Raw genomic sequence first — 24,146 nt, 5'->3', positions numbered from 1 at the left:
GTCTGACGTATATGGGTGCCCGGTATTACGATCCCGCGATAGGTCGGTTTATGGGGATTGACGCGGTGGGTTTTCAGGCTGATAATCCGGTCAGTTTTAATCGCTATGCGTATGCGAACAACAATCCCTATAAATATGTAGACCCGGATGGCAATGCGGCGTTTCTTATACCGCTGGTAGTGATGGTCGCCAAGGAGGTGGCGGCGGAAGGCTTTGAGCGTGCGACGGGCATGCCGGCGTTGTTTTCGGGGAAAGGGGCGGCGAAGTTTCTGAGTAAGAAGCTTTTGAAGAAGGAGGGTAAGGATGCTACAAAGGGGGGAGACAATCTAGTTTACCGTGGCGGCTCTGGAACACCAACGAACTTAACTCCGCGACCGAAGGATACAGGCGGGTTGTCTGGAAACGTCAATCCTATGCCTGGTAAAAACCAAGTTATAGACACATCTAAACTCGACAAGCTGTGCGCAGTTTGTGATAACCCTAAAACTGGGCATGTGTCGATAAAACCCAAAGATATGAGTCAAATGCAGGGCTGGATAGACAGTAGAGGTAGTGGTACGACGCACCCCTTAACACAAGAGCTTATGGACGCTGTTGTAGATCAGGTTAAAAAGTAAGCGAAAAATAATTATGAACGAGAATTTAACACAGTTTTTATGGCTACGATTGCGGTCACTATTTGTTTCATTGGTTGAGTACGTATGCAACTCTAGTAATGAGTTCATTCATGATATTGGGAAAAGCAGTAACACAGCTTTTCCTTTGCGAGCATATCTTACCTTTATGAAAGATAGGAATGGTGATGAAATCTCTATTACGGTGGATGTTATTAATCGTAATGGGGTGTATTTTGTAGAAGCAGATATCTGCGATGGAAATGACGTGATTGTGGCAGAAGGACCAACTGCCCAAATGGCAGAGCTAACAGAAAAAGATCTAACACCTTGGCTTGAAGACTACGAAGCATTCTTGGAATCCAACCAGAGCGTGGTTAAAGAAAAAACTATGGCGTTGGAGTAGCTTTATTTCTCTGATTTAGTGTGTTGCTACAAAGAGAGCAGATAAAACTATATACCGAATGGGTGCGAGCAAGGAATCTAAAAGGGGAAAGAAGGGAAAGGGTCAAGTCTTGACTAATAGTAATACTTAACTGCAAGCCATTTTACACTACACCTACGATCAAAACGACAACCTAACGAGTCTTGTCTCCGATATCACAGACTGGGCCTATGTCTACGGCAACAGCGGGGACAGGGACTGTTAACGATCTGGCACTGTTAACGATCCATTTTCTCTGCTGGGGTGCTAACCATGGACAAGCCTATAAAGACACTGGCGTCTGACTTTGGCATGCAGACGCCATCCGCTGGCATAGAGCGTTTTTCCCGACCACTGGTCATCTTATTGCTACTTCTTATCGGCTATCTGTGCACAGATAGTGCCTATGCCGAGAGAACCACCACTTATTATCACACGGATGCGACGGGTTCGGTGGTGGCGGCTTCGGATGAAACGGGTGCCTTGTTATGGCGAAAGAGCTATCGTCCCTACGGTGATAAGGTCGATGATGGCGAGGGCAGCCTGCATTCGTTGTCCTTTACCGGTAAACCTCACGATGAGGCGACTGGTCTGACGTATATGGGTGCCCGGTATTATGATCCCGCGATAGGTCGGTTTATGGGGATTGACGCGGTGGGTTTTCAGGCTGATAATCCGGTCAGTTTTAATCGCTATGCGTATGCGAACAACAATCCCTATAAATATGTAGATCCGGACGGCAATGCGGCGTTTCTCATACCGCTGGTAGTGATGGTCGCCAAGGAGGTGGCGGCGGAAGGCTTCGAACGTGCAACGGGCATGCCGGCGCTGTTTTCGGGGAAAGGAGCGGCGAAGTTTCTGAGTAAAAAGCTTTTGAGGAAGGAGGGTAGGGACGCTACAAAGGGATCAGAACGAGTGTTCCATCGACTGGGGGACTCAAAAGAAAGCATTGAAGCTGTTGCGAAGAGTGGTGAACTGAAGGGGAATCCACCAAGAAACTTCTTTGCAAGCGATATTCCAAAAGTTCAGGCCTATGAAGGTCCGTTACCTGCTAATGCAAAAGGGTTTGAGTTTACTACGCCAGCCAAGCCGGATAGAGGACATGTACCTGGTAAACCAACTTGGTCTGGTAATGGGCACAATCCAGACGTTAGGACGATTAATGATCAAGCCATAATTTCTTGTACGGTAACTAAAGTTAATTGTTAAGAATTAGGGTTAGAAAGATGGTTAAAAAAGTTTGGCAAGGAAAAACCGGTGCTGTGATTTGTTTTGGGCGATGCAAAATCAAATATGAGGAACTAGTAAAACATATAGAAAAAGAACATTTCGTTGAAAGCGATACATCTCGAACCCACTCAGGGACGGAACGTTACTGGGTGTTCGAAGTGAATGGTACTGCTTTAGCGTTTCGTTATCATGATTTAACTGAAGAGCTATATGTAGGTTCAAATCAAGAGTTTGATCACCCTGACGAAATAGCCGCCCAATATATCCCTGTGCCATTTGAAAAAGAGACTGGGGAGATGTGGAAATAAACTCCTCCAGTCTAATTAGTTGCGACAAAGGCGGTACCGAAAGTTCTAGGGCATCTTCGCATAGGGCACACTGTTCCTTGGGTAGAAATGACTAAGGCGCAACGCAGAGCTTTTCAACATTCCTACTCTCGTCATGCTACTGAACTTGGGTTGCCAAAATGGGGGAGAGGGTCAAGTCTTGACTAATGGGGGAGAGGGTCAAGTCTTGACTAATAGTAATACTTAACTACAAGCCATTTTACACTACACCTACGATCAAAACGACAACCTAACGAGTCTTGTCTCCGATATCACAGACTGGGCCTATGTCTACGGCAACAGCGGGGACAGGCACTTAGAGACTTCCTACCAAAGGTGAAGATCCTCACTTTCATTCGAAGGGAAGAAAAAGTAGAGAGCATCATACTTATCCCGGAAAGGGCTTTCCAAGAAATCAGGAGTATTAAGAATGAAAGAGATTTGGCTTGGTTTGGCAGAGGTGACTCCTAAACAGGGAAACGATATTTTAAAAGGGGCCGAAGGTGCATATGTTAATGTAATAGCTTTGGCAATTTCTGAAGAGGAATACACTAGTATAGTGAAAAGTGAGTTGCTCAAATACGGGTTCAATACGTTAGCCATTGGCAATATCGAGCTTTTATCTGATAGACGTAAAACTAGCGTAGTGGATGATGAACTTTTAGATTTGGCATCTTTGATTAATGAAGAAAACATCGCACAGTTTGACGAATTTCAGGCTTTCTCTGAAAGATACTGAGAACGGAAAATGTGTGTCAAGTCGTGAATTATGCTGCAGTTAGCTTCAGAAGAGGTTTCAATCCTGATGCGCTAACGAAAAACAAACCCATCCAGAGGTAAAGGGACGCTTAGAATGGCACTACCTTAAGGTATAAACATTTGAAAATCTATAAAAAAGGCTGATCTGGTGGTAGTCTTATTGTCGCCAAGCAAAGTCACCGAGGATTAGCCTTATTTCGCAAGCGCCCAGATGTAGACCTCCGTGATATCCGCCAGCCGATTTTATCGAGAGATAACTATGCTCAAACTCTACTCCAATAAAACCGCACCCAGCCCTCGGCGTGCGCGCATGCTTTTATCTGAAAAAGGGCTGGAATTCGAATTGATCGAGGTCGATCTCGCCGGCGGCGAGCAGTTAACGCCGACCTATCTGGCCAAGGTGCCCGCCGGTCTGGTTCCCGCCCTGGAGGTGGAAAGCGGCGAGATCATCACTGAGAACCTGGGTATAGCCGCTTACCTGGAGGCTGCATTTCCCGACCGGCCAATGCTCGGGTCGACGGCGTTGGAAAAGGGCCGGGTCGCGCAGTGGAACGCGCGGGTCGAGTACCTGGGGCTGTTGTCGGTGCAGGATGCGTTTAGAAACAAGGTCAGTGGCCTGGCCGATCGGGCGCTGCCCGGACCCACTAACTACGCGCAGATTCCGGCGCTGGCACAACGAGGGCTGGAGCGTATCAACGAATTTATGGACACGTTGAACGAGCGGCTGAAACAGAGTCTCTATGTGGCCGGGGACTTCTACTCACTCGCCGATATCACCGCCACGGTGGTGGTCGACTTTGCCGGCTGGGTGCGGGTGCCAATTCCGGCAACTGCGACAGCGCTGGCACACTGGCACGAGCGGATGCAACAACGAGAGAGTTATACAGCCTGATGGGTGTCGGTTATAAAGCCGTCATTTTGGCGCAGGCGCTTTAGGTGAAACAAGCCCTGGCAATGTGACAGTTTTTGACTATTTCGGCTTTACATTCGACTTCACAGGAAGAAGCAGACCGGCCCCGAAATACTCTCAGCCAAACCAGGACCACTAGCCGTAGTGCCGCCCGTCAGGGACGACTACCGTCGAGTCAGTTGTACTGTGTTAAGTCATTAACCCGAATAATCGCCCGCAACTCCTCGATATAGGCGCTGCCTTTGGTCGAGTATTTTTCCAGTCCCGCCACCAGCACCGGCCCCTCCAGCGGCTGCTTGGCGCGCCGCCGCAACGCGCGCAGGCTGCGCAGCTCGATATAGGCGCGGTGGGTATTGATATTGTGAAAGTAAGCGGCGACCGCCTCTGTTACCGACTCGAAACGGCGCACTTCATGGCGCGCCCCGGCGGGCCTGTGCGCCGGCACCAGCCCGCAACCGGTATTAAAACACCACTGGCCGAAATAATTGTTGGCGAGGCGGGCAAAGCGGGAGGTGCCCCAGGCCGATTCCATCGCCGCCTGGGCCAACACCATGGCCGCCGGCAACTGGTCGACCCGCAGCAGCAACTCTTGCAGCGCGTCTTCCTTTGACAGTTCCTCGTCGATCACAAACTGCCGGCGCAGCTCGGCAAACTGCAGTAACTGTGGCGCGGTCAGTGGCTGGTCGTTGAGCAGACTGTGTTGTATCTTCACCAGGGCCAGCCGCTGTTGCTGTAGAAGTTGGTTCTGTTCGGCGATTAAAGGATTCAGGTAATCGAAAAATGCAGCTTTGCGTTCGGAAACCGATTCGATAGCGGCGAAATCCGGTGTCACCACTACGGTGGGTGGCTCGATGGGTGGCGGGCGCAGTCGATGCTCGATCACCACATAAATCAGCGCCAGGGTGGCAAAGGTGTAACCGAGAATGCAAAAGGCGACAAACTGATATTTGGTCGAGGTTGGCTGGCTTTCCGTCATGGTTCTACGTGATGTACCGCTGTTGCGGGTTAACATTTACCGCAGTGACGGGTTAACGCCGCTGCGAGAGTCCCTGTCGGCAACGGCCGTTGACGGCGTTGCATAATATGGTTTCATTAAGGGTTGTATTTGGATAAGTGTAGCAGTTTTTACGGCACGGCGGCGAGCCCGGCAGTGCACTCATTTCATCGCTGACCCTCTGACAAGTAATAATAAGTAACTTTCCGGTAAGCAAACCTTCCCATTAATTGACCCACTGAAGAGCCACTTTCCGGACACCATTCCGGCAAATCACTTATTGGCAATTCACTCTCTAACACGTCGCGCTTTATCGAGTCACGCTCTAATGAGCCATCCTGGCTTCCCGCAAGTCACCTGCACCTAATACGCAAGCTTCGGCCCCCAGTCGCCGCGCCCCTCCGGGGTCATATCGAACAAATTCCACAGCGGCCACACCAGATCACAATGGCGGGGGTGACCGTCGCCGGGCACGAACAGCAGCTCGGTTGCCCAAAAGTGATGGATATCAGTCCCGCGTTTTACGAAGACATTCAGAATCGGTTGTTGATCGCTCTGGTTGTCGCCGGGCTGTGCGTGATAATCCTTGTTGTAGCTGTTGGCATAGGATGAGAACAACGGCAGTTGCGACCACTCTCTCTGCTGCGCCAGTTTTTTCAGTTTTCCGGGCTGGGCCTTGGCCACCACGGCAAAGTTGACCCGATCGCGCACGTGCCGGTAGATGCTGTTAAAGCCGTCTGTTATCGAGGTACAGGCCGGGCACGGAGTGTCCCACTCCGGGGCGAACATAAAGCTGTACAGCAGCAGCGAGGCCTTGCCCGGGGCAAACAGATCGGACAGCGGCACCGGCAGGGCGCCGCCGTTGGGGTCGATGCGATCGAAGATATAATCGCGGGGGATTTTTCCGCCCAGGGGGAGTGTGCGCCGCAGGGCGGCGACGGTTTCCAGTTGCCGGCGCAGATCCATTTCGGCCCGTAGCAGCTCGTCGCGGTGGGCGCGGTACTCGGCGCTTTCGTTGGGGAAATGCAATTCGTGTAAGTTGCTCATTCGGTACCTCCTTGCTCAACCTACCGTGTCGTGGCCGCGTCGCGACACGTTTCAAAACGATAGTATGTAGCCTTTGTCGGGTATGGCCTTGCCCGCCAGGGTTTCGCGATAGACCGCCTCGATCGCATCGGGGCCGGACTTGTGCACCACCTCCAGCGAACCCTGTGCCAGATCGTCGATAAACACCTGCCAGGCTGCAGCGATCCGCGCCTGTAGTTGATCCGCGCCCCACTCTTCGCTGCGCTTTTTTAGTTGTGTCGGGGCAAAAAACATCGTCGGTTTGGCGCCGGGCAAGTCCTTGGTCGGCACGGCCTGATCCCAGTGGGCGGCACCGACCTGGCAGCTGTAGACCATAGCGTCGCCCAGGTGGTGGTGTAAGCGGCTGCGCAAGTCCCCGTTGCCGGCCATATCGATATAGGCGCTGGGGCGTTGTTCCAGGGTCGCGAGGTCGGCGTAGTCGACAACCCGATCGTAACAGCCGAGCCCCTCGACAAAGGCCCGGTTCGCCGCCGAGGTCAGGCCTATTATCTGGTAGTCGGCGCGGGAGTCGCGATTTTTGTGCAACATAAACGCAGTGCCAAATGCCGTTTTGCTGGAGGCGCTGGAGAGGATCACCTGGCCGGCGTCGAACATGGTTTTGTCGGACAAAAAAGCGTCGGCCAGGAAGTCGTCGATCAGAAACGCGGTGGTAAACAGCGGCCGCAGCAAGGCCTGCAGGTCTTCCATCCGGGCCGATGTGTCTTTGCTGCAGCGCAGGTAAACGTTGTAGGCGCCGGGCAGGTCGCTGCGGTGTGGGGTCAGGTCGGTAAAGGTGCCCGCCGTCACCTTGCCGACTTCCACCACCAGGTGGGTGGAAAGCGGGAAGAAGCCGTAGATGCGCTCCCCTACTTTGATATCGTCGCTGGCAGAGGCCACTACATCGGCAAAGCCCCACACTGGGATGCGACCCCAGGGCTCCTCGGCGGGGAAGAACGCCCAGTAAGACAGGGCATCGCCCATAATGGCGTAGGTAATATTATTGGCGGTGAAGGCGAAGCGATCCACCGCCAGCAAAACCTGGCGGGGTTGCAGTGCCTGCCGGTCGCCGGTGGCGGTGGCAAAGCGGGTTTGATCCAGCGCCTGACGTTGCACCAGGAAATCCTGGGCGGCAAGGTTGTTCGACATAGTCGGGTTCTCTCTAGCTGTGGTTGTCTGCTGTTGTTGCCAGTCGTCTTTCGCGCTCCCTGGCTTGCTTGTGTTTTTCACCGTTGGTGCTCGAGTTGCCGTTGCCCGGTTGGTGTCCACTGTTGTTACGTACCAATACTCTGGCCGGTAAATCTTTTCACCCAAAACGGGTTTTGGTGTCCTTAACCGGCACAGTCTCTATCCGGGAATCGTCCTTCGGGACGCGGACTAGGCGTGCCCCGATGAAGATATCCCTGCTGGCGAAGGTCCCAAAACCCAAAGGGTGATTCCCGGATCGAGACCTAAGTGCCACCGAAGTGAAAATGTCTTCTGGTCGCAGCACAAGTTGCTATGTACCGGTTGCTGCGTACTAGTCGTTATTTACTGTTGCTGTCAGTGGGTTTTCGCTTTCCCTGGCCTACCTGTGCGGTTTACTTTCAGCGCTCGAGCCGTTGTCTGTTTGCAGCCGCAACCGTCAAAGGTCGAGGCTCTCGCGCATGGCTTGAAGACGCTGGCGGTTCTCTTCTTTGCTGAGCGGCGTTTCAACCTGCGGCGGCAGGGCTTGCACCGCCGGCGGCGCCAGTTGCTCACCGCCGATGACCCGTTCGCAAAAGTGCCGGTAGTGGCGCTCGAATACCGGAAAGGCCTGCTTTTCAGCATTGTTGGCGAGAAAAAACCAATCGCTTTCGCGCCCTGCGTAGTAGACCGCCGGATGGCTCCAGCGATAACCGGCTTTCGGCGAAGGTGCCCGGCAGGCCTCCACATAAGCGCTGCGGGCTTCGGGCAGGCCGTGGGCGCCGGGCTCACCTTCGCAGCAGCGAATCATCTTGTGCAGGGTGGGCAGGTACTCGCAGCCTTCGATGGCGCGTTTGGCGCCGGCCAGTATCACGCCGGTGTCGAACCTGCTCAGGGTTTCCAGCCACAGTCGCTTGGCATGATTGAGTGTTTCCACATCGCTGAACGCGCTGTAGTACTGGTTGTGGTAATTGATGCGAAACAGCTCGAAGACCTGATTGATGGTATCAATCTGGCTGTCGTTGGGCGGGTGCTTCGAGCCGGTATCAGTAGGCCCAGCTCCGGTCGGTGAGTTGTTCGCTGATTGAGCGATCTCTTGTGCGACTCGTTGAACCAGGGGGTTGCTGTCCTGCATGGGCGTTGGCCTGTGGCGATAGTGAGTAGGGCGTCAGCGCGTGGCGCTTGGCCCAGTGATATTTGACATGCTGGAGGAACTTGGTGTTCCAGGATGTGTGCAGTTGATTGCTGTCGCGCCAGAACAGGATGAATTCGGGCAGCAGTTGCTGCGCGAAGTCGGCATCGATATTGGCCAGGCGCAGGATATCGTCGACGTCTTTGCCGGGCTGCCAGTTCTCGGGCAGGCGGGTGGGCTCGGTATCGTGTGCCAGCGCCGAGGTGAAGCGCGCCCACTGGCGCCGTACATGTTGGATAAATTTACTGTTCCAGGTGCGCGACTTGTCGCCCCGTTCCTGCCAGTAGAGCACGAATTCGGGAATGGCGTCCTCGACAAAGGCGCGGTTGATATTGGCGTGGGTAATCAGTACTTCCAGGGCGTCGTGACTGGGGCGCCAGTGCGCACCGATACCGCTCTCCTGGTCGCGGCTGCCGAGAAACGTTTCGTGTTCGCGCCATTTGCGCACAATCTGCTGCAGGAATTTCGAACCCCAGGAGCGGTGGCTCTCGCCGCTTTCGCGCCAATAGGTGACAAATTCAGGCAACTGCTCGCGCACAAAGGCCTCGGGAATATTGTGCTGGGCGATACGCGTCAGGGTCTCGTCGCTGGGCTGCCAGTTGGGGGGAATCAGACTGGCGCCCGGCGTCACGACATTGTGTGTCCGGGGCGCGGGCGCCGCCTTGGCGGCGCTTTGCTGGCGTTCGTTAAAGGCGAACTGCAATACCCGGCTGCTGCTGTAGGGCGCCGAGGCCAGCAGCAGTATGCCTTTGTCGCGCAGGCTGCGGCTGATGCGCTGGACATCGTAGTCGTTCCAAAACGGCATGTGTTTGGCGACGCCGGTCTGATCGATTTCCAGCCACTGGTAACCCTCGCGCCACTGACTTTGGCGATGTTGGGCCAGGTCATCGAGAATCGACAACATAGTTGCCTCCTCAAGCCCGATGGTAGAGGCCAGCGAGGGGGAAACCTGAATCGGTTTTTCGGGCACCAGGGAGGACGTCATGGGTACGAACTTTACCACTGAAAGGGGGTGGGATTGTAGGTGTCGCAGTCAATAAAAACCAGGGATTGATCGCGAGCGGCGGGGCTTTTTTGGCGCCCGGGTAGAGCCGGGCGGATTTCGCCCACCGTTGTAGTTGGATGCCGCGGCGATTGGTGATAACTTGCCGTTAAAGCCGGCCAGTGGTGGTCCTCCAGCGCCGCTGGTGAACCTATCTCAGATGCAGACCCAAAGGAAATTCGTGAAGCTCGCGCCAGCCCTGCCTTCAACCCTGATAAAAAGCCTCTGCCTGCCTGGCCTGGCCCTGCTCTATGCCTGCGCTGCAACGCCGCCGCCATCATCCGGCAGCGATGAGGGGGCGGCGGTTCCGGCGCGGCAACCGGTCAGCCCGGCACACAACAGGGGCTCCGTGGTGTTTGCCCCCGCCGTCGCGCCCGACCCCATCGACTCCACGCTATTGCTGGACCGGAAAAGCGCCTCGGTCAGCCTGCGGGCAATCCTCGGCAGCCCGCGACAGGGCAGGCATATGGCCCTGCGCCAGTACAAGGTGCAGTTTCGCAACGCCGGCCCCGGTGCCGTTTCCATCAGTGAAGTGATGCTACAGACCGGCGCTACCACTGTGCCGATCGAAATGGGCAGTGCCGTGGTGCCCACGGGCAAGGGCTATACGCTCTCCTTCAGTCGCCAGGCGCTCAACCAGGTCGATCCGCGGGAGGATGCCTTTCTCACCTTCCGCTACGAGGGCCGCCGCTTCCAGGCGCTGATCCACGGGCATCAACTGGTCTATGTGGTGGAGGCGCCCGGTTGAGTCACCGCCGCCGCGGCACCGGAATCGGGCCGCCGAAAATTTGAAGTTGATTCAATAAAGGCCGCCAGGGTTTTGATAAGCTTGGGTTTTTATTACCGATTGATCTGTTCGGCGATACTCCACCCACTATAGTCACCAGCGGCAAGGCAGACGCCAAGGCGTGCGCAATGAAAAAAAAAGCCCTGATTGTCGACGATTCCAAACTCGCCCGGTTTGTGCTCAAGGAAATGCTGCGCGAGTATGGCCTGCATGCCGACACCAGCGAGTCCGCCGAGGAGGCGTTGGGTTATCTCTGCACCCAGCGCCCGGATGTCATCTTTATGGACCACACCATGCCCGGCATGGACGGCCTGAAGGCGGTCGAGGCAATTAAGAACGATCCGCAGACCGCCGCCATTCCGATTATGATGTACACCTCCAAGGAAGGGGCCATGTATGTGAGCCAGGCCCGCGCCCTGGGTGCGGTGGGTGTCTTGCCCAAGCAATTGAAGTCCGTCCAGTTGGGTAAGGTGTTGCAACAGTTGGGTCTGGTAGCCGCCGAGGAAAGGCCGGTCCCCACGGCGCCGCCCAGCCCGCGGAGCGAACGCCGCCCCGACGGCAGGGAGCGAATACCACAGCAGACCGCCAGCCCCCCCAGGCCCGCCAAGCCCGAGACCGCAGCACCGGTGAAGGCCGCCGAGTCGGTGGCCGGCACCGAGATGGCAGCCGCTGCGACAGCCGGCGGTCCGGAAAGCAAACTCGATTTGTTGGAAAACCTGGCCCACGAAGCAGAGCACTCGGCTGAGATAAGCTGGTTGCGGCCATTGTTGCGGGAATTATTGGAGGAGCAGCGCCAGCAGATACGCGCCGATTTACGCCGTGTCCTGGCTCCCGGAGTCGTTGCCGGCGACGGCGATGAGGGCGATAGCAATCCGCTGCCGGTTTACCCGCCGCCGGTGCGCGCTGCCAATACCTGGGCGCTGCCGGCTTTTATTTTGGCGGTGCCGCTGGCCCTGTTTGCCTACGTCCTCAATGGCAATACCCAGGTGATTGCCGATTTGCAGGCGCAAAATCAGCGCCTGCAAAGCCTGACGCCACTGCAGGAAAGTCGCCCGGCGGCCGTCATTCAACAACCCAGGGTCACCGCGACCGCTACCACCGCCGTTGAGGCGGATCTGCTGCAGGTCATTGCCTGGGCCAATAACCGGCGCAATATTGTCCCTTTCACAGACGTCCCGCTGGGCGATACCGCGCTGGAGCTGTTGTCGCGCTTGGTGCCGGTGCTGAACGCCGCGCAGGTGCCCGGAACCCTGGTGTTGATTACCCACACGGCGGAGTTTTGCGTGGTTGAAGGCCCCGGCGGCGAGCTGGCGCTTGCCGCCGACAGTCTGCCGTTTACCGAGTGTACCCTCAATGAACAGAACCTGGGGGAGTCCATCGAGTTCAGCAATTACCTGGCCAGCGTGCGCGCCGGCGCCGGGCCCAGTCTGCGGGTGCGCATAGAGAATCGCGGCAACCTGGAGCCCCTGGTTCCCTACCCGCTGCCGGAGTCACTGGCCAACGCCGGGCAGTGGAACCGGGTTGCCCAGGCAAACAATCGGATAGAAATTGCGTTTGAAGGCCAGAGTAAAGGGATTGCTTTCAACTGACCCGCACCGTCACCGCGCCTCCCACCAGCCTGTCGCCAGGCATCTGGCGCCTGCTCCCAAGCGCTATGGTCCGGTAAACGGGGATGCTATGCTGTGCGGGCTGATGATCCGCTGCCCCATGCGCAGCGTAATTATTTCCGATAACCCACCCTGATAGGTCTATATTTGGTGTTGTGGCAGCCGGATGTCTGTCTATCTATCGTTAGGTGGTTGTCTACAGAATATGGAGTTCGTATATGCCGCTGGTCACCCCGCTTGCCCCCGATGCCGACGATGAAGTACGCGAATTGGCGCAGTTTTTCAACGAAACCCTGGGCTTTTGCCCGAATAGCGTATTGACCATGCAGCGACGGCCGGCGATCGCCAAGGCTTTTATCTCGCTCAATGTGGCGGTCATGGAGAATCAGGGGCGGGTGACCAGTGCACTGAAGCGTCTGATCGGCTACGTCTGCAGCCATGTGGCGGGTTGCCGTTACTGCCAGGCACATACCATTCGCGCTGCCGAGCGCTACGGGGCGGAGACAGAGCAGTTACAAAACGTGTGGGAGTTTCGCACCCATCCGGCGTTCAATGAAGCGGAGCGGGCGGCGCTGGAGTTTGCCGTAGCCGCAGCCGGCGTACCCAATGCGGTGGATACCGACATTCAGGCGCGCCTGCGCGATCACTGGGACGACGGTGAAATCGTGGAAATCCTGGGCGTCGTAGCCCTGTTCGGGTACTTGAATCGCTGGAACGACAGCATGGCCACCACCCTCGAGGAGGGCGCGCAGGCGTCTGCGCAGCAGTGGCTCACCGATCTCGGCTGGCAGCGCGGTAAACACCAGTAGCGGCCTGGATGAAAACCAGTCGTATGGTTTAAAAAGTTACTTGTTTTACAGACACTTGTTTTATAGAGAGGGACGATATCATGAGGGCGATCTGGAATGGGGCGGTGATAGCCGCAAGTGACGACACCGAGGTGGTGGAGGGCAATCACTATTTTCCACCGGAATCTCTGAACCGGGAGTTTTTGCAATTATCGGACACCCAGACAGTGTGCGGCTGGAAGGGCACGGCCAGTTACTATACAGTGGTCGTCAACGGCAAGCAGAACCCCGATGCGGCCTGGTTTTACCCTGAACCGAAACAGGCTGCGGAACAGATCACAGACTATGTGGCCTTCTGGCGGGGGGTGGATGTCATCGAATGAGTAAACCGAGGACGGTTGGACAATAAAACAGCTTTATGCGAAAAACCAAAATCATCTGCACCATCGGTCCCGCCACCAGTTCCTATGATATGCTGGCCCGGCTTCACGAAGCCGGGCTCGATGTGGTGCGACTCAATATGTCTCACGGCGATCACGACTCCCATGCGAAAGTGATAAAAGCCATCCGCACGCTCAATAAAAAAGTTAATCGCCCCGTTTCCATTATGATGGACACCCAGGGACCTGAAATTCGCACCGGCGACCTCCACAGCGATCTGGACCTGAAAACCGGCGAAGTCATATCCATCGTTGCCCGGAGTGTTGAGAATGTGGAGGAGACCTCCATTGCGATTCACTACGATGACCTGATCGAAGATGTGGGGGTGGGCGAGCGCATTACGGTGGACAACGGGCTTATCAATCTCGAGGTGCTGGAAAAGAACGACCGGGTGATGCAGTGCCGGATCATCGATGGCGGTGTGCTCAAAAGCAAGCGACATGTCAACCTGCCCGGCATTCGGGTGAATCTGCCGGCCATCACCGAGAAAGACAAGCTGGATATCGCTTTTGCCATAGAGCAACAAGTGGATTTTATCGCCCTGTCGTTTGTGCGCGAAGCGCAGGACATTCGCCAGCTGCGCGAACTGCTGGGCGAGCGGGCCGGCAAGATAAAAATCATCGCCAAGATCGAAGACCAGGAAGGCGTGCGCAACGTCACCGATATCATTCGCGAGGCCGATGGCGTTATGGTGGCCCGGGGTGACCTGGGGGTGGAGGTCCACATTCACGACCTGCCCAACATCCAGCGCAATATCGTGCGCCTGTGCAGCACTCTGGGCAAACGGGTGATCGTGGCGACCCATCTGCTGGAGTCCATGATCGAAAATCCGATTCCCACCCGCGCCGAAGTCACAGATGTGGCCAACGCGGTCTATGAGGAGGTCGACGCGATTATGCTCTCCGGCGAGACCACAGTGGGCAAACACCCGATCAAGTGCGTGCGCTACCTGGACCAGATCGCGCAGGCGTCTGAGAAAACCCCGGGGCTGCGCTTTACCCGGGAGTTGATCCGCACCACCGACAAACAGCATATTGCGGCGGCCGCTGTAGAACTGGCCGATTCTCTCCACGCTCGCGGTATTGTGGTCATCACCCGTCGCGGGCTGATGGCCAACTATGTCACCAACTGTCATCCCGAGGTGCCGATCCTGGCGTTCACCAATGATGGCCGCACGCGCCGGCAGTTGACGCTGAACCGCAACCTGCGCAGTTTTCGCCTGGCGTTTTCCAGTGACCCGGAGAAGACGCTGGCCGGCGCGTTTGCCATACTGTTAGCCGACAGCGGGTTTACCGGTGCTGATAAGGTGGTGGTGATTTCCGATATCCTCAGTGGCACGGGGATCGACGCCATCCAGATTCGGGAACTGGGCAAAACCCATCCCGCCGACTGAACTGTGCCGGGTTGGATAAATCTTATGCTTACCTCTCGGTGTGATCGGAGCGGACGGTGCGCGGTTTATCGCTGAGTCTTGTGCTGGTGGCGGTAACCGCCACCGACGCCTGGGGCGCCCGGGAAACCGGGTCCATCGCCCCCGAGATACCACTGCCGACGCCCTACGGCCTGAAGCTGGTTAGAAGCATTGACTATCGCCACGAGCAGGCCGCTGCCCCAGAACCCCAACCCGAGCCTCTCTCGAGGCAACGCCTCGCCCAGTATGAAACCCTGCTCGAGGAGCACGAGGGCGACGGTGCCTATGCGCCGCAATTGGCTGAGGTACTGCGCGAGCTGGCGGCGGCCTACCGCAGTCGCGGAGACTATGCCGCAGCCATCGACGCCTACAAGCGCGCGGTGCATGTGACCCGTGTCAACGAGGGCCTCTACACGGCGGTGCAGATACCCCTGCTGCGACAATTGATCGAAACCCATCTGGGCGCCGGCGACCTGCCGCGCGCCGATCAAATGCAGCAGTATCTCTACCTGGTGACCAAATTACAGGCCGGGCAGAGTGACCGGCAGCTGCTCGAGGCCGCCCTCGCTTATTCGGACTGGCAGCGTAAAGCTTATCTCGATGGACTCGGCGGTGATACGTATTTGCGGTTGTTGGAGATGCACACAGTACACACGCAAGAGGTGCAGCGCCTGGAGGCACAAAATGCCGTCAGCCCGGCCTTGATCCCGCATCTTTACAGACTGCTTGGCACTGAGTATCTGCTGTCCCAGTACGAAGGCGAAAAGCCGCGGGAGTTTCAGGTCAACCTCAGGCAGGGGGACGGTCTCGATCTCGAGTCCGGGACTATCGAGGAGGCGCGCTTCAAACGGCTGGAGGACAATATTCACCGGCGCGGGCGCAAGCTGCTGCAGAGAATTCTGGCGCTTGAGCGGCAGAAAAGCCAAACCACCACTATCGAGCTGGTGGAGGCCAAAGTAGCGCTGGGGGACTGGTATCTTTGGTCTGAGCGGCGCGCCCGTGCCCAACAGTCCTACGCGGAGGCATTTGCGTTGCTGGCCGATATGAACGATGCCGCCGAGCAGCGCCAGCGCCTGTTTGGCGCACCGGTCGAGTTGCCGGCGTCGGCGGTGTTTCGCCCCGGGCGGGAATTCTCAGCTGCGACACCCCGGGGGCACGCGACTATGTCCTTTACCGTCTCCCGCTACGGCCGCGCCAAAAATATCGAAGTGCTCGAACTGAACCCGCAAGACAGCGCCGGAGCGCGTATTGCCATTGTCAAAATGTTGCGCCAGTTGCGGTTTCGGCCGCGGATGGAGGCCGGGGTCACGGTCGGCACCGAGCGGGTGGTCAGAGAGTATCATTTTGATTATTGAGAGGTCACTAACTCCCGGTTATGAACTCGATACCGCGTTCAACTCGTCCAGAATCTGCCTTACGGACTTGTAGCGATGTTCAGGTTTTTTGGCCAGCGCCTTGTGAATGATTTTTTGCAGGGCGATGGGTAATTGCCCGCCCTTCGCTTTTATCCGCGGCACCTTTGCTGTCATATGCAGATTGGCCAGCTCTTTAAAGCCGTTGGCGCTAAACGGCGGCGCGCCATTGAAAATGGCGTAGAGAATAGCGCCGATGGCATAGATGTCCGTACGTTCATCCAGTTGGCCGCCGTAAAACTGCTCGGGCGCCATATATCTTGGCGTGCCGGCGACTGTAGTGGGATTCCTGTCGTTGTTCTGCCCCACCTTCATTGCCAGCCCGAAGTCCATGATTTTTAGAATGCCCTGGCGATTGATCATCATGTTAGACGGTTTGAGGTCGCGGTGAATAATGCCCTGCTCGTGGGCTGCATTCATTGCCGAGCAGATCTGGCGGGCCATGATAATGCCGATATTGATATCGAATGCACCCTTGGTATTGAGCAGATGGCCCAAATCGAAGCCGGAAACATACTCCATGGTGATGTAGTAAAATTCCCGCCAGTTACCGTAGTCAAATGTTCTCAGTATGTTTCTATGGGTTACCTGGCGGGCCAGGCGAATCTCTTCCTTGAAGTCCACGCTTTCCTGTTGTGTGAACAGTTCCCTGTCGACCACTTTAATCGCCACATTCTCATCCAGTTCGATGTCCTGGGCCAGAAACACACGGCCCATGGCGCCGGCGCCGAGCAAACGGGTGATTTTGTAGCGCCGGTCGATACCGGTGCCGGGGCCGATATCCGACCGGTCGTATTCGGCTTTTGCGTTGCGGAGATTAATAACCGTTCCATCATCGGTAACCGGCCGGCCGGCGACAGGTGCGGCGACTGCGACCTGCTGCGGGCGCTCGGCTTGCGGTACCGCTTGCTTTGCCAACAACGGGATTGACTCTTCCAGGTCCAACTCATCGGAGATTTGGGCAAGATAGGTTTCCAGTTGCGCCTTTTCTTTCAGTGCGTGTCCCATTTTAATCACCGAGCGATACAATTGCCCCACTTCGTCACTCGATGTCGATCCGGTTTTGATGTTTGAGGTTTTGATATTCGAATAATCACCTTCTCGAATCTTTTGGGTAACGGCGACCAGTTCGATAATCGGGTGGCTGATCCTGCGAGCAAAGAACCAGGCAAAAATACAGGCAATAAACAAGCAGGCCAGGCCGATAATCACGACAGTGCGTTGAATGTCCAGAAATGGTTTGAGCAGCTCGGTGCGGGAGCGTAATGCCATCAAAAAACCGAGCGGTTTACCGCCTTCATTGCTCAGTGTGTGCACGACAGCATGGAAATCCTCATCGCCGAGTGGCAGGCGGAGATCGACTTTACGCTGGGCGTCGTTGTAGATATTTCCCCAGATCTCGGGGTTGACGGAAAAAAACGCGTCTAAAGCGGTTTTGAGATCGGGGTTGGTGTTGTAGGTAGAGCTGGCGCCGCTTATATTTCTGCCGGCGTCGCGGGTAAACAGAAAGAAGCCGATGTCACTGGCCGTCAGGGCATGGATTTCCTCGGCGATTTCGCCGGAGAGCTGGTAGCCGAGCGCGACAGTGCCCCGCACCAGGTCGACGGCAACGTTGTCGAAGATGGGCACCACCACCATTTGCAGGAGCTGGCCGCGGCTGGCAATGACGCCGTGGGAATGTTCCCCGATCAGCGCTCTGTTAAACAGTGCGCTTTTGCCCCCCATGTTTTGCCCGATGGCCTCGGGTCTGTCTGAGCGGGCGAGAACCACGCCCTGGGCGTCGGTGAAGAACAAAACGTCGAAGTCCAGTACGCGTTTGAATTCCTGGCCCAGGTCCTGCAGTGTCTGTGCCTGGCTGTCGAAAACCAACGGTAGAACGCGGCCGTCTTTGGCAATCCCTGTGGCGACCTCTGCGATCGATGTGAAGCGGCTGGCAATCTTGGTATCCAGTACGATACTCGACTGCTGCAGCGACTGGTCAATGACCCTGGCGGAGACTTTGTTGGCCTGTGCGCCGATGCGCCAGGATGTCGCGGCAATCAATAGGCTAAAAGCCACCAGTATCAGGAAAAACAGCTTGGTGCGAATGCTGAGGGCGACGTTGTATTTTTTTATGGCCATTAGAAATACTCATCGTCGATGCTGTAGGCGTCGTTGCCGTATCCGGACCGGTACTTGCGTGGACTGTCATAGCTTTTGCCGAATTTGTTCTTGTGCTTGACAGGTTTGTGATCTGCAGTGTCCAGTTTGGTATCGATACGGGTGGTTGCGTTGCGGGCTATGGTGACAGATGTTGTCTTTTCGCCGCGAATATGCCAGATGTGCAGCGTGTAGTTTCCCGGTGGTACCGACTTCAGGGAAAAGGTGCCATCGGCCTCTGTTGTCGTCGACAGGCCCTCGCTGCCGACTGCGACGAACATCGCCATACCAGGGTGGATATTGCAATAAACCTTGACAATACCTTCTTCATTGAACGCCACGTCACGTTTGAGTCCGCTGCCGTAGGTGCCGAGGTCGAAAGCGTTTTTCCCCGTCGATGAAAAGACGTTGTGCCGAATGTTATCGTCGTTGATGAAACTCAAGCGGTCGCCTTTATTAACGGTCAGGTAGCCCGGCATATAGGTTTTGTTCTTCATTTCAACGGCATGGGTTTGTGGTTTGCTGTTGTGATCGGTGTTGCTGCGGTCCGTCGGCGTCAGGCGCACGATGATGCCTGTGGCGGGGAGCCGCGAGTTATCTTTGCCGAGGATGGTTATTTTCCCGGCAATGCCGCCACTGACCGGAGCGACAGGGCGCGTGCGGACAGCAGGTTTTACGGGTCGCACCGGCCTGTGGCTGGTGGCGGTGCGGTTGGTGTTTTTCTCTGCCGCTGTTGTTTTTTTCGCCGTTGTTTTGTCTTTCTTTTCTGTCGCGGTTGCTTGCTCTATCTTTTCTGCCGTCGACGGTTCGGTCTCTTCCAGCAGCGGTCCGACAACCGCCGAACTCTCCGGTGTTGCGACGCGATCGGTACCGGGCAGCGGATACAGCGCCTCGCAGCCGGCCATTCCCCAGCACAATACCGCGACCGCAGTCGTTTTTACGCACTGTGTTATCCATGCCATCGAGTTTGGATTGTATTTTTCAGCGAGCGTCAACATGAGTTTTCCATCCAGGTGTTTTAGGGCATATACGACCGGTGGCGGCAAAGCGTTGCAGCCGGGGTCATTTTTTTTTAGGAGAGTTTGTGACGGAGAGTTTGATCGCGGTCACCCATAGGGCTGGCTGCTGTGGCTGTGCCGGCAGCCGCTGGAGAAAATGAGGTATTTACCGGATTAAGTTGCCACCCCTCTCTGTCTATGATGGCTGCCTGGTTTGTGCCTCTGGTTTGTGAGACCCCCGGTTTACACAACCCCGGTTGATCCCTGGTGCGGGCGTGAATACTCGCTAACTTTTGGCTGAATAAAATTAAGCCATTATTCGAGGTGAGACAAATGGTCGATATCATCGGACACAGGCAATGGCTGGCGGCCACTGATGGCGGTCGCCTGTCGGTGCGCAGCCGGGAACTGAAAGCACTGGATGCCGCCATCGAGCGCTACGGCAAAACGCCCGGTCCAAGCCGGGAGGATGCCGTGCGCACGGCCCTGATCAACTGGATCAGCAGCAAGCGGGGCAAGTGGCGCGGCAGCATTCGCAATCGCAGCGGGGCAATCAAAAAGCTGCTGGAGCAACTCGGGATGCTCGACAACAGCCCCACGGCTGTGTTGCGCGGGGCGCCCGGAGAGGACTTGCGGGTGCTGTTCGCCAACAAGCGGCTGGAGTGGAAGCCGGGCTTTAAGCGCAAGCTGGGCAATAACAAATGGGGTGCTGCCGCGAATACCCTGGGCCTGGCGACCAACAGTATCATCCTGGTAAGCCATTACCACGACGATATGCTGGACAACCTGGCCGGCGTTTCGCTGCACGGCATCAATGCAGAAGCGGCGGTGCTCAAGGCGGCGGTAAAACTGGTGGCGAAAGTGTTTAAAGAAGTGGTACCGGTGGAGTTGCGGGCCGAGGTGGGGTTGAGCCTGGCGGCGGAGATGCCGGCTTTGTTAGGCAACTTCGTCAACTCTATGGTGCCTTTCCTGTCGGAAGTCACCACCGGCGGTGCGACGGTGTTAAACCTTGTCAAAGCGGGCTTGAAAAATCGGCGTATTAACGCGATGCGCCACCACAGTGAACACAGTATGAGCGAGCGGGAGCCGCGCCAGGCCATAGAGGCGATGATTCGAACCCTGCGCCGCGAAAGAAACGCCGAACTCGCCAGCGGGGCCGTCTCGGGTGTCGCCTTCGGCGCGCAACTGGCCGGGCTGGCCCTGGACGGTGGCGCGGCCAGCAGAGCGACCATCGGCTGTGCCAGCAATGTCATCAAGCTGGCGAATATACTGAGAATGGTAACTCGCGATGTGCGAGAGAAAAACGCCGCCAACCGGCTGATGCAGCGAGGGGTGGATATCACCATTTTTGAGATCAGCCCGATTGTCGGCGCCTATTATGTCTGCTGTGCCTCAAGCAGCGATCTGATCAATGTCATCTTCAGCCGATTCGGTGAAGACCGCTGGCAGGACACGGCAGAGGCGGTCCTCGCGCAGCATATAGAACCCCTGCGCGCCGAGGCGCGCGAACTGATCAGTATGCACAGGTTCCACATTCCGGGGTTGGAAAAATTCCCCGGCATGATCAGTGGACGAAACTCTGCAGAGTTGGCGCGCATGGCGCGTATGAAGGGTAATACCGGCATGGCCGGCTTCGGGTCGGACAGCCTGCCGGCGCAGTCTGCTGCCAACTGAATTAGTTACATCAGGCTCTGACAAGAATGGCTCTTCCTTAAGCAAATGTTTGCCAATTGACCGGTCTGGCTCTGGCTAGGGCCTTCAGAAACACGAAATAGATTAGGCAAGCGTCATTATCAGGCTCTAACAGCGGTTCCCTGTCTTTAGCTCCGCTGCAGTGTGTGCAGCGTAATCTCCGGCGGGCAATTGAATCGCACGTCCAACACACAGGCGCCGGAGCCGGTGGAGGTGTAGCCCTGCATATCCCGAAAGCGCCAGCGGCCGACGCAGAACTGACGCGGACAGTCGGCATTGAGCAGCAGGGGCAGGCCGCCGGGGAGGCAAATCTGACCGCCGTGGGTGTGACCGCATAACATCAGATCGAAATTGGCAAAGGCGGCGTGCCGGTAGACTTCGGGTGAATGGGCCAGCAGGATCGAGACGGCCCCGGCGGGTATATTGCCGGCGGTCTTGTCGAAATTGTCGGCCCGGTAGTAATGGGGGTCGTCGATGCCCGCCAGATAAAGGCCGGCGTCCTGTCCGCCCCGGCGCAACTGCACATGCTCGTTGAGCAGCACGCGAATGCCCAGCGCTTCGATTTCCGGCGCCATACCCAGACTGTCGTGATTGCCCAGCACGGCATAGACCTCATGTTTGAGATGGGTGCGCACCCGGCGCAGCCCGTCGATGGCGCGGCTGAAATCGCCGTGGGTTTTGCCGCGAAAGTCGCCGGTAAAAACGCAGATATCATAGTCCACCCCGCGCACGGCCTCGATCAGGGCATGGGGGATATCGTCAGCCATATCCAGGTGGGGGTCGGACACGTGCAATATCCGGTAGCCTTCAAAGGCGGCCGGCAGTCGCGCCAGGGCGACCCGGTTGTGAGTGAGTCGAATGGCGCGGGCGTTGCGCTTGCCGCGCGCCGTCAGTCCCAACAGCCGCAGGCCGTATTTCAGCAGCACACCGATCAGCGTCCAGTTTTCAATATGGAAGAAGGTGCGGCCGCCGCCAAAAACGCGCGCTTCTTTTTCACGTTCCAGGCCCAGGCGTTGATTGAAGTGAATACTGCCGATGCGGGCCTCTAGAGGGACCGGATGTCGGACTGGGGTCGGTCCGGCCGATATCCTGACGGCTTTTGCGGTTGGCTCGCTCGACGCTGTAGTGTGGTTGGGTGTCGGAGTGTGTTTGATAGACGTCTCGGCCGGTTTGACAAGAGTCGCGGTCGTGTCCGGTGGCGCTTTGCCCTTGCGAGTTAATCCCATGACCCTTGTCTCCTCCCCTGTTTCTACTCAATAGCTCACTGTGACCCCAACGGCACTCCCTTAGGCAAATATCCGCTAACTGACCGGTCTGGCACTGGCTGAAGCCTTCGGAGACACGTCGTTGACCCGTCCCTGGGGACTCGCCTAAAGCGCCTACTTTTGGTCCCGACAGCATCCCTGCTGTTTAAGGCTTCAGCCAGTGCCGGACCTACCTTCAGCACGCTTAACAGAGATCGATGTGATTGAGGCTGTGACCGATAAACTGATGCAAATATGCTTAGTGAAGTACCATTGCACCGTGACTCTGCGTTGGGCACAGATGTGCTCACTATACGCCGATTATAGACATTGGGCAGTGGGTGAGAGCCGGGACTTGCTTATTGAATCCCTGGCGGGGACACTGCGGATTCCAGCGACTGACTGATGTGAGGATAGGGTGGCTAAGAGCAAGACCGCCTACGTCTGCAACGACTGCGGGGCGGACTACAGTAAATGGCAGGGCCAGTGCACCGAGTGTGGCGCCTGGAACAGCCTCAGCGAGGTACGAATGGGCGCCACAGCGCGTGCCAAACCGTTTGCTGGATATGCCGGCGCCGGTGGCGGCGAGGTGCAGACGCTGGCGGAGATTGACCTGCAGGCTCTGCCGCGATTTTCCTCGGGTACGGTCGAGTTTGACCGTGTGCTCGGCGGCGGACTGGTGCCGGGCTCGGTGGTGCTGATCGGCGGCAACCCGGGGGCTGGTAAGTCCACACTTCTGCTGCAGACCCTGTGTCATCTGGCGACGGAAAAAGAAGCCCTGTATGTCACCGGCGAGGAGTCGCTGCAACAGGTGGCCATGCGGGCACAACGTTTGGGGTTGCCGGCGGACCGGCTGAAAATGCTGTCCGAAACCAGTGTCGAGGCGATTATCGCCACTGCCCAACGCCTCAATCCCCAGGCGATGGTCGTGGATTCCATTCAGGTCATGCATATGGCCGATATCCAGTCCGCCCCGGGCAGCGTCTCCCAGGTGCGCGAGAGCGCCGCGCAACTGACCCGCTATGCCAAGCAGGCCGGTACCGTGTTGCTATTGGTGGGCCATGTCACCAAAGACGGCAGCCTGGCGGGACCCAAGGTGCTGGAACATATTATCGACTGTTCGATTTTGCTGGACGGGGCGCACGACTCCCGCTTTCGCACCCTGCGCGGCAATAAAAATCGCTTTGGTGCCGTCAACGAACTGGGCGTGTTTGCCATGACAGAACAGGGCCTGAAGGAGGTGACCAATCCCTCGTCGATTTTTTTGCAGCGCGGCGAGCAGGTGGCGTCCGGCTCGGTGGTCATGGTGGTATGGGAGGGCACCCGGCCCTTGCTGGTGGAAATCCAGGCGCTGGTGGACGACAGCCATTTTGGCAATCCGCGACGGGTCACAGTGGGTCTGGACCAAAACCGGTTAGCGATGCTGCTGGCGGTCCTGCACCGCCACGGCGGGGTGCTGGTGGGAGATCAGGATGTGTTCGTCAATGTGGTGGGCGGTGTCAAAGTTGTCGAAACCAGCGCCGATCTGGCGCTGCTGCTGGCAGTGGTGTCGAGTTTTCGCGACCGGCCGTTGCCGCGGGAGCTGATGGTGTTTGGAGAGGTGGGTTTGTCCGGTGAAATTCGACCGGTACCCAGCGGCCAGGAGCGCCTGCGCGAGGCGGCAAAGCACGGTTTTAAAAAGGCGATAGTGCCGTTTGCCAACGCCCCCAAGGGTGGTATCGGCGGTATGGAGGTAGTAGCGGTCAAGAAGCTCAGCGAAGCGCTGGATGCGCTCTAAGACTTGTTCATGCTGTTTCAGGTGGTTTTTGAGAGGGAGCGAATTTATCGTGCCCTCACTGGGGGCTACCGATATTGAACAATACCGGCCGAGCGGCGCCAGGCACCGCTGCCAACAGTAGGCGCCTGAACCC

The 24,146-nt window shown here is 56.9% G+C and carries 22 protein-coding genes; 14 read left to right on the top strand and 8 right to left on the bottom strand.

The genetic code is table 11. The features are described 5' to 3' along the window. From FKG94_RS29095 to FKG94_RS26440, 6 genes are all read left to right on the top strand, one after another. A partial coding sequence (locus FKG94_RS29095; protein WP_218943654.1) for an RHS repeat-associated core domain-containing protein occupies window positions 1–617 on the top strand: 617 nt, incomplete at its 5' end. Between the two features lie 13 nt (window positions 618–630). After that, on the top strand, window positions 631–1,020 hold the full coding sequence (locus FKG94_RS26460) for a hypothetical protein (protein WP_142929962.1): 390 nt from the start codon (window positions 631–633) through the stop codon (window positions 1,018–1,020). A gap of 291 nt (window positions 1,021–1,311) precedes the next feature. Further along, complete coding sequence (locus tag FKG94_RS29090; protein ID WP_218943653.1) at window positions 1,312–2,247, top strand: RHS repeat-associated core domain-containing protein; 936 nt, start codon at window positions 1,312–1,314, stop codon at window positions 2,245–2,247. Window positions 2,248–2,264: 17 nt separating this feature from the next. Continuing rightward, complete coding sequence (locus tag FKG94_RS26450; protein WP_142929961.1) at window positions 2,265–2,576, top strand: hypothetical protein; 312 nt, start codon at window positions 2,265–2,267, stop codon at window positions 2,574–2,576. 448 nt (window positions 2,577–3,024) lie between these two features. Next, window positions 3,025–3,333: a hypothetical protein gene (locus FKG94_RS26445; RefSeq protein ID WP_142929960.1), complete on the top strand. Its 309-nt coding sequence runs from the start codon at window positions 3,025–3,027 to the stop codon at window positions 3,331–3,333. 279 nt (window positions 3,334–3,612) lie between these two features. Beyond that, the gene (locus tag FKG94_RS26440) at window positions 3,613–4,245 is read left to right on the top strand and encodes a glutathione S-transferase family protein (RefSeq protein ID WP_142929959.1); all 633 of its coding nucleotides are present in this window, start codon (window positions 3,613–3,615) and stop codon (window positions 4,243–4,245) included. A 193-nt stretch (window positions 4,246–4,438) separates the two neighbouring features. Here the strand turns inward: FKG94_RS26440 and FKG94_RS26435 are convergent, their stop codons facing one another. The 5 genes from FKG94_RS26435 to FKG94_RS26415 all read right to left on the bottom strand — a co-directional run bounded on the left by FKG94_RS26435 (window position 4,439) and on the right by FKG94_RS26415 (window position 9,660). Continuing rightward, complete coding sequence (locus FKG94_RS26435) at window positions 4,439–5,239, bottom strand: glucosaminidase domain-containing protein (protein ID WP_179957826.1); 801 nt, start codon at window positions 5,237–5,239, stop codon at window positions 4,439–4,441. A 381-nt stretch (window positions 5,240–5,620) separates the two neighbouring features. Then, window positions 5,621–6,304, bottom strand: a complete 684-nt coding sequence (locus FKG94_RS26430; protein ID WP_142929957.1) for a DUF899 family protein — start codon at window positions 6,302–6,304, stop codon at window positions 5,621–5,623. A gap of 51 nt (window positions 6,305–6,355) precedes the next feature. Beyond that, window positions 6,356–7,468 carry a DUF2855 family protein gene (locus tag FKG94_RS26425; protein WP_142929956.1) on the bottom strand — a complete coding sequence of 371 codons (1,113 nt, stop codon included), beginning with the start codon at window positions 7,466–7,468 and terminating at the stop codon, window positions 6,356–6,358. 475 nt (window positions 7,469–7,943) lie between these two features. Further along, window positions 7,944–8,618 (bottom strand): replication protein P, encoded by a 675-nt coding sequence (locus FKG94_RS26420; RefSeq protein ID WP_142929955.1) that lies wholly within the window; start codon window positions 8,616–8,618, stop codon window positions 7,944–7,946. Continuing rightward, entirely contained in the window at window positions 8,530–9,660 is a 1,131-nt protein-coding gene (locus FKG94_RS26415; protein ID WP_142929954.1) for a DnaT-like ssDNA-binding domain-containing protein, read from the bottom strand. The genes FKG94_RS26420 and FKG94_RS26415 overlap by 89 nt, the downstream gene beginning before the upstream one ends. Window positions 9,661–9,898: 238 nt before the next feature. On the opposite strand from FKG94_RS26415, the gene FKG94_RS26410 reads away from it, so the two are divergent. The 6 genes from FKG94_RS26410 (at window position 9,899) to FKG94_RS26385 (ending at window position 16,106) form a co-directional block, all read left to right on the top strand. Continuing rightward, complete coding sequence (locus FKG94_RS26410) at window positions 9,899–10,465, top strand: hypothetical protein (protein ID WP_142929953.1); 567 nt, start codon at window positions 9,899–9,901, stop codon at window positions 10,463–10,465. Between the two features lie 167 nt (window positions 10,466–10,632). Beyond that, the gene (locus FKG94_RS26405; protein WP_142929952.1) at window positions 10,633–12,093 is read left to right on the top strand and encodes a response regulator; all 1,461 of its coding nucleotides are present in this window, start codon (window positions 10,633–10,635) and stop codon (window positions 12,091–12,093) included. A 236-nt stretch (window positions 12,094–12,329) separates the two neighbouring features. Further along, a complete protein-coding gene (locus FKG94_RS26400; RefSeq protein WP_142929951.1) occupies window positions 12,330–12,920 on the top strand; it encodes a carboxymuconolactone decarboxylase family protein in 591 nt (196 codons plus the stop codon). An 80-nt stretch (window positions 12,921–13,000) separates the two neighbouring features. Beyond that, entirely contained in the window at window positions 13,001–13,282 is a 282-nt protein-coding gene (locus tag FKG94_RS26395; protein WP_218943652.1) for a DUF427 domain-containing protein, read from the top strand. A gap of 35 nt (window positions 13,283–13,317) precedes the next feature. Further along, complete coding sequence (gene pyk / locus FKG94_RS26390) at window positions 13,318–14,733, top strand: pyruvate kinase (protein ID WP_142929949.1); 1,416 nt, start codon at window positions 13,318–13,320, stop codon at window positions 14,731–14,733. 56 nt (window positions 14,734–14,789) lie between these two features. Next, entirely contained in the window at window positions 14,790–16,106 is a 1,317-nt protein-coding gene (locus tag FKG94_RS26385) for a tetratricopeptide repeat protein (protein WP_142929948.1), read from the top strand. 18 nt (window positions 16,107–16,124) lie between these two features. Here the strand turns inward: FKG94_RS26385 and FKG94_RS26380 are convergent, their stop codons facing one another. Both FKG94_RS26380 and FKG94_RS26375 read right to left on the bottom strand, forming a co-directional pair. Then, complete coding sequence (locus FKG94_RS26380) at window positions 16,125–18,284, bottom strand: serine/threonine-protein kinase (RefSeq protein WP_142929947.1); 2,160 nt, start codon at window positions 18,282–18,284, stop codon at window positions 16,125–16,127. After that, a complete protein-coding gene (locus FKG94_RS26375) occupies window positions 18,284–19,300 on the bottom strand; it encodes a carboxypeptidase regulatory-like domain-containing protein (protein ID WP_142929946.1) in 1,017 nt (338 codons plus the stop codon). The genes FKG94_RS26380 and FKG94_RS26375 overlap by 1 nt, the downstream gene beginning before the upstream one ends. Window positions 19,301–19,633: 333 nt before the next feature. Here FKG94_RS26375 and FKG94_RS26370 point away from each other — a divergent pair, with 333 nt between their 5' ends. Continuing rightward, window positions 19,634–20,974 carry a hypothetical protein gene (locus FKG94_RS26370; RefSeq protein ID WP_142929945.1) on the top strand — a complete coding sequence of 447 codons (1,341 nt, stop codon included), beginning with the start codon at window positions 19,634–19,636 and terminating at the stop codon, window positions 20,972–20,974. A 146-nt stretch (window positions 20,975–21,120) separates the two neighbouring features. Here the strand turns inward: FKG94_RS26370 and FKG94_RS26365 are convergent, their stop codons facing one another. After that, window positions 21,121–22,218 (bottom strand): metallophosphoesterase, encoded by a 1,098-nt coding sequence (locus FKG94_RS26365; protein ID WP_142929944.1) that lies wholly within the window; start codon window positions 22,216–22,218, stop codon window positions 21,121–21,123. A 436-nt stretch (window positions 22,219–22,654) separates the two neighbouring features. Between FKG94_RS26365 and radA the strand changes: the two genes are divergently transcribed. Beyond that, entirely contained in the window at window positions 22,655–24,013 is a 1,359-nt protein-coding gene (radA, locus tag FKG94_RS26360; RefSeq protein ID WP_142929943.1) for a DNA repair protein RadA, read from the top strand. The last annotated feature ends 133 nt before the right edge of the window (window positions 24,014–24,146 follow it).

The sequence above is a fragment of the Exilibacterium tricleocarpae genome (assembly GCF_007004655.1).
Taxonomy (GTDB): Bacteria; Pseudomonadota; Gammaproteobacteria; order Pseudomonadales; family Cellvibrionaceae; genus Exilibacterium; species Exilibacterium tricleocarpae.
Note: the sequence above shows the minus strand (reverse complement) of the source record. Positions and strands in the feature narration are given on the sequence as shown.